An 18264-nucleotide genomic window follows, 5' to 3' on the forward strand; every position below is an offset into this window, starting at 1 on the left:
CTTCTCGTGGGCGTCTAAGGGGCCGCAATCGTGATTCAGGCCTTTGCCTTTTACCTCTTCGCATTCGTCGTCGTCCTGTCGGGCGCTTTGACGATCGCGTCGCGCAACCCGGTCCATTCGGTGATGTGGCTGATCCTAGCGTTCTTCAACGCGGCCGGTCTCATGATCCTGGTCGGTGCCGAGTTCATCGCGATGCTGCTCGTCATCGTCTATGTCGGTGCGGTCGCGGTGTTGTTCCTGTTCGTCGTCATGATGCTCGACATCGACTTCACCGAGCTTCGCGCAGGCGTCGCCCGATATTTCGGGATCGGCCTCGCGCTCGCCGTCGCACTCGCCGCCGAGGTGATGATCGCGATCGGCGCATGGAGCACCGGTCCAATCCAGCTCGCGCGGCGTGCCGCACCGATCGACGACACCGTGCCCAACATCCAGGCGATCGGTAATCTGCTCTACACGCGCTATCTGTTCGTGTTTGAGGGTGCCGGCCTGGTGCTGCTGGTCGCGATGATCGGCGCGATCGTGCTGACCCACCGCCAGCGTGGCGGCGTCAAGGCGCAGAACATCAGCCGCCAGAATGCGCGTCGTCCACAGGATGCCACGCGCAACACGAGCCCGGTCGTCGGGCAGGGAGTTGAACTGTGACGATCGGTCTCGTCCATTATCTGGTCGTTGCGGCGATCCTGTTCACGATGGGGGTGCTCGGCATCTTCCTGAACCGCAAGAACCTCATCGTCATCCTGATGGCGATCGAGCTGATCCTGCTGGCAGTGAACATCAATCTCGTCGCGTTCTCGGCGTTCCTCCACGATCTCGTCGGACAGGTGTTCGCGATGTTCGTGCTGACGGTCGCCGCGGGTGAGGCCGCGATCGGCCTCGCCATTCTCGTGATCTATTTCCGCGGTCGCGGCACCATCGCGGTCGACGACGTCAACCGGATGAAGGGGTAATACGGTTGATCCAGCTTATCGTCTTCCTGCCGTTACTGGCCGCGATCGTTGCCGGGTTCGGCAATCGCGCGATCGGCAACGTGCCGGCGAAACTCGTCACCACGGCTGCGCTGTTCGCGTCGTGCCTGTTGTCCTGGCCGATCTTCATCGGCTTCCTTTCGGGCACCAGCACGGCCACCGTCGCGCCGCTGCTCGACTTCATCCACTCGGGCGACATGAACGTCGCGTGGTCGCTGCGCGTCGATGCGCTGACCGCGGTGATGCTCGTGGTCGTCACGTCGGTCTCGGCGCTCGTCCACCTGTATAGCTGGGGCTATATGGACGAGGATCCCGACCAGCCGCGCTTTTTCGCGTATCTGTCGCTGTTTACCTTCGCGATGCTGATGCTCGTGACCGCGAACAATCTGGTCCAGATGTTCTTCGGTTGGGAAGGCGTGGGCCTGGCGTCCTACCTCCTGATCGGATTCTGGTTCCGCAAGCCTTCCGCCAGTGCGGCCGCGATCAAGGCGTTCGTCGTCAACCGCGTCGGCGATCTCGGCTTCATGCTCGGCATCTTCGGCACGTTCCTGGTGTTCGGCACGGTCTCGATCCCCGAGATCCTCGCCGCGGCTCCCGGCATGGCGGGCTCGACGCTCGGCTTCCTCGGCTACCGCTTCGACACGATGACGGTGCTCTGCCTGCTGCTGTTCGTCGGCGCGATGGGCAAGTCAGCGCAGCTCGGCCTGCACACCTGGTTGCCGGACGCGATGGAAGGCCCGACCCCGGTGTCGGCGCTGATCCACGCGGCGACGATGGTCACCGCCGGCGTCTTCATGGTCTGCCGCCTGTCGCCGATGTTCGAGATGAGCCCGGTCGCGCTGACCGTGGTGACCTCGGTCGGTGCCGCGACCTGCCTGTTCGCGGCGACTTGCGGCCTCGTGCAGACCGACATCAAACGCGTGATCGCGTATTCGACCTGTTCGCAGCTCGGCTACATGTTCTTCGCGGCCGGTGTCGGCGCGTACGGCGCGGCTATGTTCCACCTCTTCACGCACGCGTTCTTCAAGGCGCTGCTGTTCCTCGGCGCCGGCTCGGTCATCCATGCGATGCACCACGAGCAGGACATGCGCTATTATGGCGGCCTGCGTAAGAAGATCCCGGTAACGTTCTGGGCGATGATGGCGGGTACGCTCGCGATCACCGGCGTCGGCATCCCCGGCATCTTCGGCAACACCGCGATCGGTTTCGCCGGCTTCCATTCGAAGGACGCGATCATCGAGGCGAGCTGGGCTGCGGGTCAGCCGGGCGTATGGTTCGTCGGTGTGCTCGTCGCGTTGCTGACGAGCTTCTATTCGTGGCGCGTGATGTTCCTGACCTTCTGGGGCAAGCCGCGCTGGGCCGCATCGGAGCACATCCAGCATGCGCTCCACGACGCACACGGTCATGACCACGGCGATGCGCATCATGTCGACGATCACCATGCGAACCCGGCGAAGGCCGAGGACGCAGGCCATGCGCCGCACGATCATCACGACGCACAACATGCGCCGGCGGAAGGCGATGGCGGGTATCACCCGCACGAGAGCCCGCTGCCGATGCTGATCCCGTTGATCGTGCTGTCGATCGGTGCTGTCTTCGCCGGCTTCGTGTTCCACGGCTTCTTCATCGAGCCGACCGCAGGCGAAGAGTTCTGGAAGGGCGCACTCGCGTTCCGCGAACATCTGATGCACGAGATGCACGGCGTGCCGTTGCTCGTGAAGCTGTCGGCAACGATCGCGATGCTGCTCGGCCTGCTCACCGCCTGGTACGCCTATATCAAGGCACCGACGTTCCCGGCCAAGGTCGTCGAACAGTTCGGCGTGCTCTACGACTTCCTGCTGCATAAGTGGTATTTCGACGAGCTGTACGACCTGATCTTCGTTCGCCCGGCGTTCGCGATCGGCCGCTTCTTGTGGCACCGCGGCGACGAGAAGACGATTAACCGGTTCGGGCCCGACGGCGCGACCTGGGTCGTCCAGATCGGTAGCCGCGTGGCCAACCGCTTCCAGACGGGATACCTCTACACCTATGCCTTCGTCATGCTGATCGGGCTGACCGCAGCCGTAACCTGGGCGATCGGACTGTAATGACCGGCTTTCCTATCCTCTCCGTCCTGATCGCGGTCCCGATGATCGCGGCTGTCGTGTGCCTGTTCGTTTCGGCGAACACGGCGCGGATGCTGGCACTGGCGGCGACGCTGATCGACTTCGTGCTCGGCATCATGCTGTGGATGAACTACGATATCGGTGGCGCACAGTGGCAGTTCGTCGAGCATACCCCCGGCATCTTCGGTCCGTTCGGCTGGTCGCTCGGCATCGACGGGTTCGCGCTGATGCTGATCATGCTCAGCGTGTTCCTGATGCCGATCTGCATCGGCGCCAGCTGGCGCTCGATCACGACGCGCGTGCCGGAATACATGGCGGCGTTCCTGTTCACCGAAGTGCTGATGATCGGCACGTTCGCGGCGCAGGATCTGTTCCTGTTCTACGTGTTCTTCGAAGCCGGCCTGATCCCGATGTACCTGATCATCGGCATCTGGGGCGGCGCGAACCGGATCTACGCGTCGTACAAGTTCTTCCTGTACACGCTGCTCGGCTCGGTCCTGATGTTCATCGCGATGTTGTACATGGCGAAGACCGCGGGGACGACGAGCATCCCGGCGCTGATGAACTACGACTTCCCCGCGCACGTCCAGACGTGGCTGTGGCTGGCGTTCTTCGCATCGTTCGCGGTCAAGATGCCGATGTGGCCGGTACACACCTGGTTGCCCGACGCGCACGTTCAGGCGCCGACCGCAGGCTCGGTGATCCTGGCGGGCGTGCTGCTGAAGCTCGGCGGATACGGCTTCCTGCGCTTCCTGCTGCCGATGTTCCCCGAAGCTTCGGGCCAGCTCACCTGGCTGATCTTCGGCCTGTCGGCGGTCGCGGTGATCTACACGTCGCTCGTCGCGCTCGTGCAGTCGGACATGAAGAAGCTGATCGCCTATTCGTCGGTCGCGCACATGGCGATCGTCACGATCGGTCTGTTCGCGTTCAACCGGCAGGGTATCGAAGGCGCGATGATCATGATGCTGAGCCACGGCCTGGTATCGGGTGCGTTGTTCCTGTGCGTCGGCGTGATCTACGACCAGCTCCATACCCGCGAGATCTCGCGCTATGGCGGCCTCGCGATCAACATGCCGAAATACGCGATCTTCTTCCTGTTCTTCACGATGGCCTCGATCGGCCTGCCGGGCACCAGCGGCTTCGTCGCCGAGTTCCTGTCGCTGATGGGCACGTATCAGGTCTCGACCTGGACCGCGCTGCTCTGCACGACGAGCATCATCCTCGGCGCTGCGTACATGCTGTTCCTGTACCGCCGCGTCGTGTTCGGCGAGATCAAGTCGGACGACGTCCGCGCGATGGTCGACCTGTCGGGCCGCGAGATGTGGCTGCTCGCACCGATCGCAGCCGTTGTGCTGTGGATGGGCGTGTATCCCGAGAGCTTCCTGGCTCCGATGCGCAAGGACGTGGGCGTGCTTCTCGCCCGTGTCGACCGCGCCAAGCCAGCCAGCGATTCCAACCCAACCGCGGGGAAGCCCGCCGCAACCGTCCATAGTGCCGCGCACGGGGAGGCACACTGATGGATTACGCCGCTAACATCGCAATGACGCTGCCCGAACTGGTGCTGGCGTTGGGCGCGATCGCCCTGATGCTCGTCTCGGCCTGGGGCGGGGACAAGTCCACGCGTGCCGTCTCGATCGCGGCCGTGTTCGTGCTGGTTGGGGCGGGGATCGCACTGGTCGGTCCGGCCTCGTCAGGCGGCTATGCGTTCGATGGCCTGTACCGCGCAGACGCGTTCGGCGCGTTCGCCAAGGTGCTGATCTATATCGCCTCGGCGGTCGCGATCGTCATGGCGCCGAGCTTCTTCGCCCGCACGTACGGCGACGATCTGCGTCCGGAATATCCGGTGCTGATCCTGCTATCGGCGTGCGGCATGGGGATCATGGTCTCGGCCACCGACATGCTGACGCTGTATGTCGGTCTCGAGCTCCAGAGCCTTGCGGCCTATGTCCTCGCCAGCTTCATGCGGCGCGACGGGCGTTCGGCGGAAGCGGGCCTGAAGTATTTCGTCCTCGGCGCGCTCGCCAGTGGTATCCTGCTGTACGGCATCTCGCTGGTCTACGGGTTCAGCGGTACGACGTTGTTCGCAGGCATCTCGGAAGCCTATGCGGGCACGAAGTCGCTCGGCCTGCTGTTCGGGCTGGTGTTCGTGTTCGCTGGGCTCGCGTTCAAGATCAGCGCCGTGCCGTTCCACATGTGGACGCCCGACGTGTACGAGGGCGCACCGACCCCGGTCACCGCGTTCTTCGCGTCGGCGCCCAAGGTCGCGGCGCTTGCGCTCAGCGTCCGCGTGGCGGTCGATGCCATGGGCCCGGCGACGGACCAATGGCGCCAGATAGTGATCTTCGCGGCACTCGCGTCGATCATCCTCGGTGCGGTCGCGGCGATCGGCCAGACCAACATCAAGCGACTGCTCGCATACTCGTCGATCAACAACGTCGGCTTCGCGCTGATCGGTCTCGCGGCCGGGACGCCGGAAGGCGTGTCGGGCGTGCTGATGTACCTGACGATCTACGTCGCGATGACGCTGGGCTCGTTCCTGGTCGTGTTGCAGATGCGTGGTGACGATGGGCAACCGGTCGAGACGATCGACAGCCTCGCCGGCATGTCGCGGACCCGGCCGGCATTGGCCGCGGCACTCGCGATCTTCATGTTCAGCCTCGCCGGCATTCCGCCGCTGTTCGGCTTCTACGCGAAGTTCGCAGTGTTCAGCGCGGCGGTCGACGCCGGGCTGTTCCCGCTGGCAGTGGTCGGCATCGCCGCCTCGGTGATCGGCGCGTATTATTACCTGCGCGTCGTCAAGACGATGTACTTCGACGATCCGGCCCCGGCGTTCGCGCCGATGGAGAGCAAGGTCGAGGGTGGCCTCATCGCCATCGCCGCGGTGTTCGTGTCGCCAGCCGGTTACCTCCTCATCCCCGTGCTCGGCGCGTGGACGATGGCGGCCGCACGGGCGTTGTTCTGAGTATCATCCGCACCGTCGCGGAAACAGGGTCGACCAACGCCGACCTGCTGGAGCTTGCACGCGGCGGTGCCGAGGACGGTCTCTGGTTGCGCGCCATCCGCCAGACGGCGGGGCGGGGACGGCTCGGGCGTGAATGGTCGTCGCCCGAGGGTAACCTTTACACCAGCACGCTGGTCCGGTTGCGACCGAACGATCCGCCGGCCGCCAGCCTCGCGCTGGTCGCCGCGGTCGCCTTGCAGGAAACGGTGTCGACCTTTCTCGTCGCCGGGATCTGCCAAGGCACGACCGATGCGAGCGAGACGCTGGTCCTGAAATGGCCAAACGATCTGTTGCTGGCGGACGCCAAGCTGTCGGGCATCCTGCTCGAACGCGCGGACAATGCGGTGATCGTCGGCTACGGCGTCAACATCGCGCATCATCCTGACCTGCCCGACCGTCTGACGACCGATCTCGCGGCGCACGGTGTGGCGGTCGAACCGGCGATGTTCCTAGACATCCTCGCCGACAGTTTCGCCCGTTGGATCGGCCGTTGGCGGACCGAGGGCATCGCGCCCGTCCGTGAGCGCTGGGTCGATTGTGCGCACCCTGCCGGGACCGCGCTGACCGCTCGCCTTCCCGATGGTAGCGGCATCGACGGCCTGTTCGTCGGGCTCGATACCGATGGCGCGCTGATCCTCCGCTTGGCGTCTGGCGAGCGGCGTGTCATTCACGCTGCCGACGTCTTCCTGCTTTGAGGCCCCGCTGATGCTGCTCGCGATCGATGCCGGCAATACCAATGTCGTGTTCGCGCTGGTCGAAGCCGGCGAGATCGTCGCACGTTGGCGGATCGCAACCGATCCGCGGCGGACGGCGGACGAATACGCGGTGTGGCTCAGCCAGTTGATGCAGCTCGGCGGACATGATCGGACCGCGGTCGAGGGCGTGATCGTCGCCACCGTCGTGCCGCGCGCGCTGCACAATCTCCAGGTGCTCGCGTCAAAATACTTCAACACCGAAGCGCTGATCGCGGGCCATGCTCCGGTCGAATGGGGCATCGCGATCGACGTCGACGAGCCTGCCTCGCTCGGCGCCGATCGTGCGGTCAACACGATCGCCGCGCACGCGCTGCATCCCGGCGATTTGATCGTGATCGACTTCGGCACCGCGACCACGTTCGACGTCGTCGACTATAGCGGCGCGTACAAGGGCGGGATCATCGCGCCGGGGATCAACCTGTCGCTCGACGCGCTGGTAACCGCGGCCGCGAAACTGCCGCGGATCGCGATCGAGGCGCCGACCGATACTAGCGTGATCGGGCTTAATACCGTCTCGCAGATGCACATCGGCATCTATTGGGGCTATGTCGCTATGATCGAGGGGCTGGTCGCGCGGATGAAGCGCGAGATCGGCCGTCCCGTGAAGGTCGTCGCCACTGGCGGCCTCGCCACGTTATTCGAGAAGCAGACCGACGTGTTCGACGTCATCGAAGCCGACCTGACGATCCAGGGGCTGGCGATGATGTGGGATCGTCACCATATCTAGGGCCATTGGGCTCGCGCCGACCGGCCTGCGGGCCATATTCCTGTATAATCCTGAAAGTAATCAATGACTCCGAAGAACGAACTCCTTTTCTGTGGCCTTGGCGGCTCCGGCGAAATCGGCATGAACGTCAACCTGTACGGCTGCCAGGGCAAGTGGGTGATGGTCGATCTCGGCATCACCTTCGCCGATCCGCAATATCCCGGCGTCGACGTGATCTTGCCCGACCTGTCCTTCATCGAAGACCGGATCGACGACCTGCTCGGCATCGTCATCACCCACGGCCATGAGGATCATATCGGCTCGCTGCCGTATCTCGCCGAAGACCTCGGCGTGCCGATCTACGCGACACCGTTCACGATGGGCCTGATCCGCGGCAAGCTCGAGGAAGAGGGCATCGCCAACCGCGTGAAGCTCAAGATGATCCCGATGGGCGGCAATTTCCAGCTCGGGCCGTTCGGCTTCACCTTCGTCGAGATGTCGCATTCGATCCCCGAGGCGAACGCGCTGCTGATCGACACGCCTTATGGTCGCGTGTTCCACACCGGCGACTGGAAGCTCGACAAGAACCCGGTGATCGGCAACCCGACCACGCCCGAAGGCTTCATGGCGATCGGCGACAAGGGCGTCGACGTGCTGGTCTGCGATTCGACCAACATCTTCAACACCACCGCTTCCGGCAGCGAGAGCACCGTGCGGAAGGGTCTGTTCGAGGAGGTCAGCAAGGCCAAGGGCCGCGTGATGATCACCAGCTTCGCGTCGAACGCTGCGCGTCTGCACACGTTCGGCGAAGTCGCGAAGGAAACCGGGCGCAAGCTGTGTGTCACCGGGCGTTCGCTCGACCGGATCATCAAGGTCGCGCGCGCGACGGGCTATCTGAAGGATTTCCCCGACACGATCAGCCCCGACGAAGCGATGCGCCTGCCCAAGAACAAGGTGCTGATCATCGCCACCGGCGGCCAGGGCGAGGAGCGCGCGGCGCTCGCACGTGTCGCCAATGGCCAGCACACGATCACGCTCGACGCCGACGACACGGTGATCTTCTCGTCGAAGCAGATCCCGGGCAACGAGGTCCAGATCGGTCGCATCCAGAACACGCTGGCGGCCAAGGGCATCCGCATGATCACCGAGCGCCAGGCACACGTCCATGTCTCGGGTCACCCGGGTCAGCCGGAACTCGCGCAGATGTACGACTGGCTGCGGCCCGAGGTGCTGGTGCCGACACACGGCGAGATGCGCCACATGATGGAGCATGCGCGCTTCGGTCTCGAGCAGGGCATTCCGCGCGCAATCGTGCAGAGCAACGGCGACATCATCCGCCTCGCGCCCAAGGGCCCGGCGAAAATCGGCAATGCGACGGTCGGGCGTCTGGTGCTCGACGGCGACGTGATCCTCCCGGCGGACGGCGCGACGCTGAGCGAGCGGCGCAAGCTGGCGATTAATGGCCAGATTTCGGTTGGTGTCGCGCTCGGCAAGGACGGCCGGATGGTCGGCCAGCCGCAAGTCCGCGTGCAGGGTGTGCCGGTCGAGGAAGACCGTGCGGCGTTTATCGCCGATGCGGTCCAGGCGGCCGCGGACACGGTACGCGGCGGCAAGCGCGAGAGTGAGAAGATGCGCGAGCAGATCCGTCTCGCGGTGCGCAAGGTCGCCAAGCGCTGGACCGGCAAGCAGCCGATCGTTGACGTGCTGCTGATCGAGGGCTGAGTCGATGCGCTGGACCTCGGCACTCGCGATCTATGTCCTGTTCTGGTCGTTCTCGGTGTTCCTGGTCCTGCCATTCGGCGTGAAGACGACGCGTGAGGTCGGGGGCGAACACGTCCCCGGCCAGGCCGAAAGCGCGCCGCATGAGTTTCGGTCGGGGCGGACGGCGTGGCGGGTGACCGTGGTGGCGACGGTGTTGTTCGTGCTGTTCCAGCTGAATTATTCTTACGGGTGGATTACGCCGCAGAGCGTCGACCTGTTCGATCGTGGCAACATGGTCACGCGCTGAGGGGCGACCCCACGATCCTCCCCCGCAAGGGGGAGGTGGCTGGTTCTTGCCAGACGGAGGGGGAGGAAGGGGTAACCTCTGTTCCGTGTCCCCCCTCCGTCACCTTCGGTGCCACCTCCCCCTAGCGGGGGAGGATTACGATGTTGCCGTTACCCCGGCGACGCGGCTGAGCCAGCCAACAACCCGCCATCGATATTGATCTCGGTCCCCGTAATATACGTCGCCTCGCCCGACGCGAGCATCACCGCCACCGCGGCGACCTCCTCCGGCATCCCGAACCGCTTCAACGGCGTATCGGCCACCAGCGCCGCCATCCGCGCCTCGCGGTCCGGTCCGTCCCCGAGCATAGGCTCCCAGATTGGTGTCAGGATCGCTGCCGGGTGCACCGAGTTACAGCGGATCTTCCACCCCTGCTGCGCGCAATACAGCGCCACCGTCTTGCTATGATTGCGGATCGCCGCCTTCGACGAGGCATAGGCCGCGGCGAGGGGAATGCCGACCAGCCCCGACCGCGACGAGATGTTGATGATCGACCCCGTGCCCGCTGCTTTCATCGCACCGATTGCATAGCGACAGCCGAGGAACGTGCCATCGAGATTGACCGCATGGACCGCGCGCCAGTCCGACAAGGTCGCGTGCTCGGGATCATGCGCGACCATGCCGTGCTCGAAACCCGTTACGCCAGCATTGTTGACGACCACATCGGCCGCCGGAACGACCGCCGCCAGGCGCTGCCAATCCGCCTCTTCGCGGACGTCGAGCTTTTCGAACCGGCAACCGATGGCCATCGCAGTCTCGGCGCCGGTGGTTTCGTCGACGTCGGTGAGGATGACGATGGCGCCTTCGATATGGAAGCGCTCGGCGATCGCGCGGCCGATGCCACGTGCTGCGCCGGTGACGACGCAAATCTTGGTGTTCAGTCTGGGCATGTAAGCCTGGAATATGAGTCCGGTCGGCGGATTGCTCCGCTGGCGAAGGCCGCTTTAGCGGTGACGCTGGATCATTTCGAATTCCTATGCAGCTCGTCTCAGCGCAGGCGTTCGATTGCCTGTGCCAGTGCCACGTACAGCTTGCCCATGTCGGACGACAGCAACGTCACCCCGAGCGGCGAGCCGTCGCGTTGCGTCAGGATCGTGCGGAGCATCGCTTCGAAGTCGTGGATGTAGTGGTTGACCATCTCGCGGAAGGTCTCGTCCTCGTCGTACAGGCCGGCGATCTCGCGGACTTCGCTGGCGTCCAGAATACGGACCGCGCGACGCGTGAAGACACCACGGTCGCCTTTCAGGTACGCTCCCCAGGCACTGTCGGAGATTTCGGGTGCGATCGCCTTGGTGATGTCGATCGAGGCGGAATTGAGCGATTCGATCAGCAGCGAAACGCGGCGCGCGAAGGTGTCCTGGTCGGCGTCCTCGCGCTCGGTGCGGGCTTCCTGGATCCGCGTCTCGACGATCGCGGTCTGGTCGACGATCGCCTGGACTTCGCGCGCGAGGCGTTCGGTCGCGCCTGTGGCGGCGTCGACCGCGGCGCCGGTGGCGTCGGTGAGCGCCTTGACCTGGCGTTCCACGGTGTCGTTGGTCGCGCGGCGCATCGCGTCGGCGCTGGCGGCTTCGAGTGCGGCTGCGGCTTCGGGAATGACCTTCGACAGCGTCTCGCGCGCCTTGTCGGCGGCGACCGCGGCGGTCTCGCGCACGCGGTGGAGCGCCTCGATCAACTGCGGCGCGGCGTCTTCGGCGAAATGCTGCGTCCGGCCGATCGCCTCATCGACCATGTGACCGAGCGCATCGGCCTTCGCTCGGCCGGTGTTGAGCGTGTTGAGCAGGTCGGTCGACAGCGTGTCGAGCACATGGCGTTGTTCGCCGATCACCCCGGCGATCGCCTCGATCGCGTCGTGTGTACTCTCTGCGGCGGTGACGAGCGCGAGTAGCTCGGGGCGCGCCGAAACGACGATGCTCTTGCTGGCGAGTACCTGCGTATCGAGACGGCCGAGCGCGGCTGGCATCGTTTCGTCGATTTCGCGCGCCGCAGAGTCGAGGGCGACGAGCAGTGTTTCGGTCGTCGCGATCGTCCGGTGCGCCATGTCGTCGCCGGCCCGCAGCGCTTCGGTCATCGCGTCGGCGGAGCCGCCTAGCGCGCTGATCGATGCGGCGAGGTCCTGCGTGCGCTCGGTGCCGTGGCGATGGAGCAGTTCGATCCGCGATTCGACTTCGCCGAGTCCGGTGTGGAGATCGTCAACGATCCGGTCGCCGGCGCTGCGTTGTAGATCGAGGCGGATCGCGACGCGTTCGATCGCGTCCTCCACGCTGGCGATCCGCTTGGCGAGCGCTTCGGCGCTGTCGCGGGCGGCGCTGTCGAGTGCGGCCTGGTTCGCGCCGACCATCGCCAGCATCGCGTCACCCTGCGCGGCGATGCCGCGGCGTGACAGGTCTACTGCGTCTGCGGTGCGGTTGAGCAGCGCGTCGACAGCTGCGGACATGCCGTCGGTGACCGATTCGAGATGCGCGCCGGCGGTCTGGCTGGTCGCTTCCATGCGGACAATGTGCGCGGCGAGCCGCTGTGCGGCGCCGCTGGCCATCGCGTCGGCATCGCGGCCACGTTCGGCCAGCGCGACGATCTGCGCGTCGAGGGCGGCGGCATGTTCGCTCGCAGACAGCCCGGTGCGTTCGAGACGCTTGGCGACGTCGTCGATATCTGCCTGCGCGCGGGGCAGAGTGGCGATCAGGACGCCGAGGCTGGTCTGCGCGCCGGCCGTCGAGGTCGCGAGGTTGCGCGCGTGCGCCGCGGCCTGGTCGATCTCGGAGACCATACCGCGACCGATCGCCGCGAGCTGTTCGGTCGCGCCGCCGCCCATCGCCATCAACGCGTTCAATTGTTCGGCGAGGTGCTGGCGGTTGGCGTCGATCGTGTTCGACAAGGCGGCGACGGTGCGTTCGAGGCTGGCGGCCTCGTCGCGCATCGCCTGCGCGGTGATGCCGAACCGGTGCGCCTCGCTACGGCTGGTCCGCATCGCGAGCAGCCAGACGATACCGATCAGCGCCGGGATAACGCAGAGCGCGGCGATGAACTGGACTAAGGCAACGGGCTCGATGGTCGCGAGCGAACCGCGCGCGAGCCACAGCATCCCCGCCAGCCAGACGACCACGACGGCAACCGCGATACCCACGTAAAGGTGTCCGCGGTCGGGCGCAGGCTCTTGATAAACCTCGTCGAAGCCCGTTTCTGTGACGGTGTCGGACATGTTTTCTATCACCGGATCCATCACGATATCCGCGCGAATGGGATGGGCATTGCCTGCCGACGCGCGAAACCCGATCATTGACGAACCCCCGTTCATGAACTGCGGAAGTATCATGAATTGCGGCGGGACAAAACGCATGATGCGATCCTTGCGCGTTCATCCGTCCGGTAAGCAGGGCGGCACGGCTTACAATCCGGCGACCATAAGGTTAGGTACCGTACGACGTGCGGTTTCGTGCCTGTAACGCCGAACCGAGCCTTGGCGCAGGGCGGTTCGGCCGAACGCGGGCTTTGCAGGACGGCGCGTACCGCCTAACAGCCTGCGATGCTTGCCGGCCTATTATTTGCAATTCATGATGCCGACGATCGCCCCGATCGTCTTGCTGCGACCTTGCCCTTCAGCGGTGTGACGCTGATCGAGTATCAGGCGCGGTTGCTGATCGCCGCCGGCGTTTCGCAGATCATCATCGTCGTCGCGCGCATGACACCCGAATTGCTCGGGGCGATCAACCGCATCGGACGACGCGGCGTGAGCGTCGATACGGTACGATCCGCGATGGAAGCTGGCGAGAAACTTCACCCGCTGGCACCGGTGCTCATGCTCGGCGACGGGCTCGTCACCACCGACGCGATCGTCAAGGCGATGGCGGTCGAAGATGGCGACTGCCTGCTCGTCGTCCCCGAGAGCGACGCAGGGCCGGGGTTCGAGCGTGTCGGCGGGCAAATGGCGTGGGCCGGCGTCGCTCGGCTGAGTTCGAGCCGGATCGCCGAAGTCGCGGGCCTGCCGCAGGATTACGATCTCCAGTCATCGCTGTTGCGGTTCGCAGTGCAGTCGCGCGCGACGCACGTGCTGCTGCCGACCGACGCGGTGCGCGGTGGGCATGGGATCGAGCGTCAGGCGCGGACGCTGGAAGAGCGCGGGCGCGCGGTGCTGATGACGATCGTGTCGGGGCGGCGCGGCTGGTTCGACCGCTTCGTTCTCGCACCGATCGCGCGGCTCGCATTGCCGCTGCTGGTCGATCGTGGTGCGGCGGGCACGACGGTCGGGGCGGCAGGCGCTGCGCTGGGCGTGGCCGGATTGGTGACGATCGGCTTCGGGCTGCCGTCGATCGGCCTGGTCCTGTCGCTCGTAGGATGCATAGCCTTGGCGCTCGGCTCGGTGCTCAGCGGACTTCGCGACGATGCGCCGATGGCCCGTGGGCAGACCTTCGCGATCGGCGGCGTGGCTGCGGCATCGATCCTGGTCTTCGCGTTTTTCGTCAGTGGCTATGCAGGGAACAACACCGCATTGGCGATCGGTACCGCGCTCGTCGCGATCGGCGCGCTAGCGGAACGCGCCATACTCGAGCGCGAACGGCAGATGTGGTGGGGAAGTCCGGCGGCCTATCTGTTGATCGTCGCGCTGTTCGCGATCCTGGGGTTCCCGGTGTTCGGGCTCGGCTTGACCGCGGTGTATGCGACCGCGACGCTGGCGGTCGTCATCGAACGACTTCGCCGAACGCCTTAGGCGGACCTTAACGTCCGGAGGCTAAGCACGGGATCATGTCGGTCGATCCAGACCCAGTGCGTGACGTCGTGTCGCCCTATGATCCCGTTGCGCGAGCGGAGGATGCACGCCTGCGCGCGGACGCGCGGCTGACCGGAACGATCGCGGATTTCTTTCTCGACGCCGACGCACGGCTCGACGACCGAACGCGGCTGATGCTCGCGCAAGTGCTCGGCGCGATCGTCGGGGCGATCGAATGGGACATCCGCCGACATGCCGCGCGACTGCTGGCGGGTGGCGGCGCGACGCAGGCCGGCGAGGCGATGTTGAAGGCCGGGGCGGGCGGCGTTCTCGATCGTCTTACGCGGGCGGGATTGCTTCGCGACGAAGAATTGATGGACGAACTGATCGCGCGCGTACGCCATGACCTGATCGCCGCGTCGTTGCCGGTGGAGGTCGCGGAACCCGACGAAGCGAGCTTGCTGGTACGGCTGACCGGGGTGCCGGACAGCGTGGTGGCATCGGCGGCGTCTGCATTGCTGGCAGCGGAAAGCCGGCGGCGGGTGGCGAACGAGCAGGGATCGGTCGGCGGCAGCGAGTTGCCCGCCGAACTGCATCATCGGCTCGTCTGGTGGGTGGCGGCGGCCGTGCGCGATGGCTTGAAGTCCGTCACGCGCGAGAGCGACCGGGCGATCACCGATGCGGCACAGCGCAGTCTCGCGGCACATGACGAAGGCGAGCGGCCCGATGCGGTGGCGACGCGGCTCGCCGGTGCGCTCGATGCGCGACCGAATGAATTGCCCGCGGTACTGGTCGAATCGATTGGCGACCGGCGGCTGTCCTTGTTCGTCGCGGTGCTGGCGCATGCAATCGGCATCGCGTTCGATCAGGCGCGGGCGATCACGCTCGATCCGGAGGGCGATCGGTTGTGGCTCGCATTGCGCGCGATCGATCTCGACCGGCCGACAATCGCACGGATCGGGCTGGCGCTGTCGGAGGCGGATCCGCGACGGGATATCGAGGCGTTTGCGGATGCGCTCGACGCGATCGTGTCGGTCAGGGTCGAGGATGCGCGTGCGTCGCTTGCACCGTTGGCACTGAACCGCGATTTTCGGATAGCGTTGCGCGCGCTGGCGCGTACGGATCGGCTATGAGCGTGTTCGACCCTTCGATCGAAAGTCCGATTGCGCACGCGATCGTCGCGCCCGACGGCTCGCTGTCGTTTGCGGACCCGGCGCTGGTTGCGCTCAACCAGCGGGCGGGCGGGATGCGCGGTGCGCCACTCGCGGTGCCGCAGCTTGCGACGATCGCACGGCTCGCGCGTCGGCTGGGGATCGTCGTGTCGCGCGGCGTGGTCGTCGCGGACGACGAAACGGATGTAGACCTTTGGGTACGGGCTCAGCCGGATGGTGAGAACGTGCGGCTGACGGTGAGCGGCTGGCGCGAGATCGCGGCGTGGCGGCCGGCGCGACCGTCGCCGGATACGCAGGACGATTTCCACGGCAGCGACACGGATTGGCGGTGGGAGACGGATTCCGCGCTGCGGCTGACGTTCGTCACGCTCGATGCAGGGCCTAAGCACGGGTTCGACGCCTTCGCGCTGCTCGGCCAACCGCTGACGGCGATGTTCTCGCTGGATACCGGTGTGGATGGGGCTTTGCCGATCCTCGATTCTCTTGCCCGGCGACGCCCGATGACGGCGCAACCGGCACGGCTGCGGAGTTCCGGACGCGCGGTGACGTTGACGGCCAATGTTCGACACGATGCGGCGGGCGACTTTGCGGGGTTCGTTGGCGCTGCACGCATGGTAGTCGAAGACGCGCCACCCCCTGCTGCCTCGCCCGAGACACTGTCGCCGACCTTTACGAGCGGACTCGACAAGGCATTGCGGGTTCCGCTCGCGCGTATCGTCGCCAATGCCGACAGCATCAATGCGCAGGCGGATGGTCCGGTGCAGGGCGATTATGCGGATTACGCCGCGGATATCGCCAGTGCCGGACGGCATCTGCTCGAACTGGTCGATGACCTCGTCGATCTCCAGGCCGTCGAGCGGCCCGATTTTTCACTCGTGCCCGAGCCGATCGACCTTGCCGATGTAGCGCGACGGGCGGCCGGGCTGTTGTCGGTGCGCGCGGCGAACGCAGGCGTCACGATCACGCGCCCGGCGGTGGACGTGCGTGTTCCGGCGCTCGGCGATTTCCGTCGCGTGTTGCAGGTGCTGGTCAACCTCGTCGGCAATGCGGTGCGCTACTCGCCACGCGGTGCGCAGGTGATCGTCACCGTGACGCGGACGCAGACCCACGCGGTCGTCGTGGTGGCGGACAAGGGCAAGGGCGTCGCACCCGAGGATCAGATCCGGATTTTCGAGAAGTTCGAACGGGTCGATCCGTCGGAAGCCGGCGGCAACGGGCTCGGCCTGTATATCGCACGGCGTCTCGCGCGGGCGATGCAGGGGGATCTCACGGTCGAGAGCGCACCCGGCGAAGGCGCGCGCTTCGTCCTGACGTTACCGGTGGATCCGGCGCGCAACCAGGATCAGCGCTAAACCGAACGCGGCGAGGAATGCGCCGCGATCCGCCCATGGCCGCTGGTCGAGCATGAAGCTCGACTGCGGCCAGTGGACGTATCCGAGCCCCTGGCCGATCCAGAGCAGACCCATCAGCGCGCAAAGCACGCCGACGACCATCAGGATCGGCCGGAGCGTTTTCATCAGCGCGACGCCATCGGGACGTAGTCGCGCGCGGTCGGGCCGCTGTAGAGCTGGCGCGGACGGCCGATCTTCTGGTCGGGATCGGTGATCATCTCGTTCCACTGCGCGACCCAGCCGACGGTGCGGGCGAGCGCGAAGAGGACGGTGAACATCGAGGTCGGGAAGCCGATCGCCGACAGGATCACGCCCGAATAGAAATCGACGTTCGGGAAGAGCTTCTTCTCGATGAAGTACGGATCGCTCAGCGCCAGACGCTCGAGTTCGATCGCGACGTCGAACACGGGGTCGGTGACGCCCAACTCGCCGAGCACTTCCTTGACGGTCGTCTGCATGACGGCCGCGCGCGGATCGTAATTCTTGTAGACGCGGTGACCGAAGCCCATCAGGCGGAACGGATCGTTCTTGTCCTTGGCGCGGGCGATGTACTCGGGGATGCGGTCGACGGTGCCGATCTCATGCAGCATGTTGAGCGCGGCTTCGTTGGCGCCGCCGTGCGCGGGGCCCCACAGGCAGGCGATGCCGGCCGCGATGCACGCGAACGGGTTGGCGCCCGACGACCCGGCGAGACGGACGGTCGAGGTCGACGCGTTCTGCTCGTGATCGGCGTGGAGGATGAAAATGCGGTCCATCGCCTTCTCGACGATCGGGTTCACGACATACTTTTCGGCAGGGACGCCGAACGTCATCTTCAGGAAATTGCCCGTGTAGCTCAGCGTGTTGTCCGGATAGACGAACGGTTGGCCGACGCTGTACTTGTACGCCATCGCGGCGATCGTCGGCATCTTGGCGATCAGGCGGTGCGACGCGATGACGCGCTGCGCCGGATCGTGGATGTCGGTCGAATCGTGATAGAACGCCGACAGCGCGCCGACGACGCCGCACAGGATCGCCATCGGATGCGCGTCGCGGCGGAAGCCACGGAAGAACTGCGCGAGCTGCTCGTGCACCATCGTGTGGCGCGTGATCGTGGTGGAAAAGTTCGCCAGCTCGTCTTCGCTCGGCAGTTCGCCGTTGAGCAGGAGGTACGCGACCTCCATGAAGTTCGACTGCTCGGCCAGTTCGCCGATCGTGTAGCCGCGGTGCAGCAGCGTGCCCGCGTCACCATCGATATAGGTCAGCTTCGACTGGCACGATGCCGTCGAGGTGAAGCCCGGATCATAGGTGAAATTGTCCGTCTGCGCGTACAGCTTGCGGATATCGATGACATCGGGTCCGACCGTACCGGACATCACCGGATACTCGAAATCCTTGCCGTCGACCTTGAGGGTTGCGGTCTCGCTCATGCTTGTATCCT

General features: G+C 65.5%; 16 protein-coding genes. 12 read left to right on the forward strand and 4 right to left on the reverse strand.

Annotation, left to right across the window (positions count from 1 at the left end):
- Nucleotides 1–30 precede the first annotated feature (30 nt).
- From C8J39_RS08615 to C8J39_RS08655, 9 genes are all read left to right on the forward strand, one after another.
- Entirely contained in the window at nt 31–642 is a 612-nt protein-coding gene (locus tag C8J39_RS08615; RefSeq protein ID WP_120300081.1) for an NADH-quinone oxidoreductase subunit J, read from the forward strand.
- A complete protein-coding gene (gene nuoK, locus C8J39_RS08620) occupies nt 639–947 on the forward strand; it encodes an NADH-quinone oxidoreductase subunit NuoK (protein WP_082441002.1) in 309 nt (102 codons plus the stop codon). The genes C8J39_RS08615 and nuoK overlap by 4 nt, the downstream gene beginning before the upstream one ends.
- 5 nt (nt 948–952) lie before the next feature.
- Complete coding sequence (gene nuoL, locus C8J39_RS08625; RefSeq protein WP_120300082.1) at nt 953–3052, forward strand: NADH-quinone oxidoreductase subunit L; 2100 nt, start codon at nt 953–955, stop codon at nt 3050–3052.
- Nucleotides 3052–4587 carry an NADH-quinone oxidoreductase subunit M gene (locus tag C8J39_RS08630; protein ID WP_120300083.1) on the forward strand — a complete coding sequence of 512 codons (1536 nt, stop codon included), beginning with the start codon at nt 3052–3054 and terminating at the stop codon, nt 4585–4587. Before nuoL ends, C8J39_RS08630 begins: the two co-directional genes overlap by 1 nt.
- Nucleotides 4587–6032, forward strand: a complete 1446-nt coding sequence (gene nuoN, locus C8J39_RS08635; protein ID WP_120300084.1) for an NADH-quinone oxidoreductase subunit NuoN — start codon at nt 4587–4589, stop codon at nt 6030–6032. Before C8J39_RS08630 ends, nuoN begins: the two co-directional genes overlap by 1 nt.
- A 2-nt stretch (nt 6033–6034) precedes the next feature.
- Nucleotides 6035–6766 (forward strand): biotin--[acetyl-CoA-carboxylase] ligase, encoded by a 732-nt coding sequence (locus C8J39_RS08640; protein ID WP_120300490.1) that lies wholly within the window; start codon nt 6035–6037, stop codon nt 6764–6766.
- Nucleotides 6767–6776: 10 nt separating this feature from the next.
- Complete coding sequence (locus C8J39_RS08645) at nt 6777–7553, forward strand: type III pantothenate kinase (RefSeq protein WP_120300085.1); 777 nt, start codon at nt 6777–6779, stop codon at nt 7551–7553.
- Between the two features lie 63 nt (nt 7554–7616).
- On the forward strand, nt 7617–9254 hold the full coding sequence (locus C8J39_RS08650; protein ID WP_056048555.1) for a ribonuclease J: 1638 nt from the start codon (nt 7617–7619) through the stop codon (nt 9252–9254).
- Nucleotides 9255–9258: 4 nt separating this feature from the next.
- Nucleotides 9259–9540, forward strand: a complete 282-nt coding sequence (locus tag C8J39_RS08655; RefSeq protein WP_093397299.1) for a DUF1467 family protein — start codon at nt 9259–9261, stop codon at nt 9538–9540.
- Nucleotides 9541–9689: 149 nt separating this feature from the next.
- On the opposite strand, the gene C8J39_RS08660 is transcribed toward C8J39_RS08655, so the two are convergent.
- Nucleotides 9690–10469 carry an SDR family oxidoreductase gene (locus C8J39_RS08660; protein WP_120300086.1) on the reverse strand — a complete coding sequence of 260 codons (780 nt, stop codon included), beginning with the start codon at nt 10467–10469 and terminating at the stop codon, nt 9690–9692.
- Nucleotides 10470–10567: 98 nt separating this feature from the next.
- Complete coding sequence (locus C8J39_RS08665; protein ID WP_243649812.1) at nt 10568–12913, reverse strand: hypothetical protein; 2346 nt, start codon at nt 12911–12913, stop codon at nt 10568–10570.
- A 186-nt stretch (nt 12914–13099) separates the two neighbouring features.
- Here C8J39_RS08665 and C8J39_RS08670 point away from each other — a divergent pair, with 186 nt between their 5' ends.
- Genes C8J39_RS08670 through C8J39_RS08680 form a run of 3 tightly spaced genes read left to right on the forward strand, consistent with a single transcriptional unit; the run spans nt 13100 to nt 16805 of the window.
- On the forward strand, nt 13100–14281 hold the full coding sequence (locus tag C8J39_RS08670; protein WP_120300087.1) for a hypothetical protein: 1182 nt from the start codon (nt 13100–13102) through the stop codon (nt 14279–14281).
- A 35-nt stretch (nt 14282–14316) separates the two neighbouring features.
- Nucleotides 14317–15414, forward strand: coding sequence for a DUF2336 domain-containing protein (locus C8J39_RS08675; RefSeq protein ID WP_120300088.1), 1098 nt, complete (start codon nt 14317–14319; stop codon nt 15412–15414).
- On the forward strand, nt 15411–16805 hold the full coding sequence (locus tag C8J39_RS08680; RefSeq protein ID WP_120300089.1) for a sensor histidine kinase KdpD: 1395 nt from the start codon (nt 15411–15413) through the stop codon (nt 16803–16805). The genes C8J39_RS08675 and C8J39_RS08680 overlap by 4 nt, the downstream gene beginning before the upstream one ends.
- Here C8J39_RS08680 and C8J39_RS08685 read toward each other — a convergent pair.
- Together C8J39_RS08685 and C8J39_RS08690 are read right to left on the reverse strand one after the other, a co-directional pair.
- On the reverse strand, nt 16767–16970 hold the full coding sequence (locus C8J39_RS08685) for a hypothetical protein (RefSeq protein WP_120300090.1): 204 nt from the start codon (nt 16968–16970) through the stop codon (nt 16767–16769). The two genes, C8J39_RS08680 and C8J39_RS08685, sit on opposite strands and share 39 nt — an antisense overlap.
- A complete protein-coding gene (locus C8J39_RS08690) occupies nt 16970–18253 on the reverse strand; it encodes a citrate synthase (protein WP_060524737.1) in 1284 nt (427 codons plus the stop codon). The genes C8J39_RS08685 and C8J39_RS08690 overlap by 1 nt, the downstream gene beginning before the upstream one ends.
- Nucleotides 18254–18264 lie beyond the last annotated feature (11 nt).

It is taken from the genome of Sphingomonas sp. PP-CC-1A-547, from assembly GCF_003610375.1.
GTDB lineage: Bacteria > Pseudomonadota > Alphaproteobacteria > Sphingomonadales > Sphingomonadaceae > Sphingomonas.

Bases quoted from the DNA above. Each gene is read 5' to 3' on its own strand.
- C8J39_RS08630 (WP_120300083.1), top strand. From the start codon at position 3,052: ATGACCGGCTTTCCTATCCTCTCCGTCCTGATCGCGGTCCCGATGATC.
- nuoN (WP_120300084.1), top strand. From the start codon at position 4,587: ATGGATTACGCCGCTAACATCGCAATGACGCTGCCCGAACTGGTGCTG.
- C8J39_RS08645 (WP_120300085.1), top strand. From the start codon at position 6,777: ATGCTGCTCGCGATCGATGCCGGCAATACCAATGTCGTGTTCGCGCTG.
- C8J39_RS08650 (WP_056048555.1), top strand. From the start codon at position 7,617: ATGACTCCGAAGAACGAACTCCTTTTCTGTGGCCTTGGCGGCTCCGGC.
- C8J39_RS08655 (WP_093397299.1), top strand. From the start codon at position 9,259: ATGCGCTGGACCTCGGCACTCGCGATCTATGTCCTGTTCTGGTCGTTC.
- C8J39_RS08660 (WP_120300086.1), bottom strand. From the start codon at position 10,469: ATGCCCAGACTGAACACCAAGATTTGCGTCGTCACCGGCGCAGCACGT.
- C8J39_RS08665 (WP_243649812.1), bottom strand. From the start codon at position 12,913: ATGCGTTTTGTCCCGCCGCAATTCATGATACTTCCGCAGTTCATGAAC.
- C8J39_RS08670 (WP_120300087.1), top strand. From the start codon at position 13,100: ATGCTTGCCGGCCTATTATTTGCAATTCATGATGCCGACGATCGCCCC.
- C8J39_RS08675 (WP_120300088.1), top strand. From the start codon at position 14,317: ATGTCGGTCGATCCAGACCCAGTGCGTGACGTCGTGTCGCCCTATGAT.
- C8J39_RS08680 (WP_120300089.1), top strand. From the start codon at position 15,411: ATGAGCGTGTTCGACCCTTCGATCGAAAGTCCGATTGCGCACGCGATC.
- C8J39_RS08685 (WP_120300090.1), bottom strand. From the start codon at position 16,970: ATGAAAACGCTCCGGCCGATCCTGATGGTCGTCGGCGTGCTTTGCGCG.
- C8J39_RS08690 (WP_060524737.1), bottom strand. From the start codon at position 18,253: ATGAGCGAGACCGCAACCCTCAAGGTCGACGGCAAGGATTTCGAGTAT.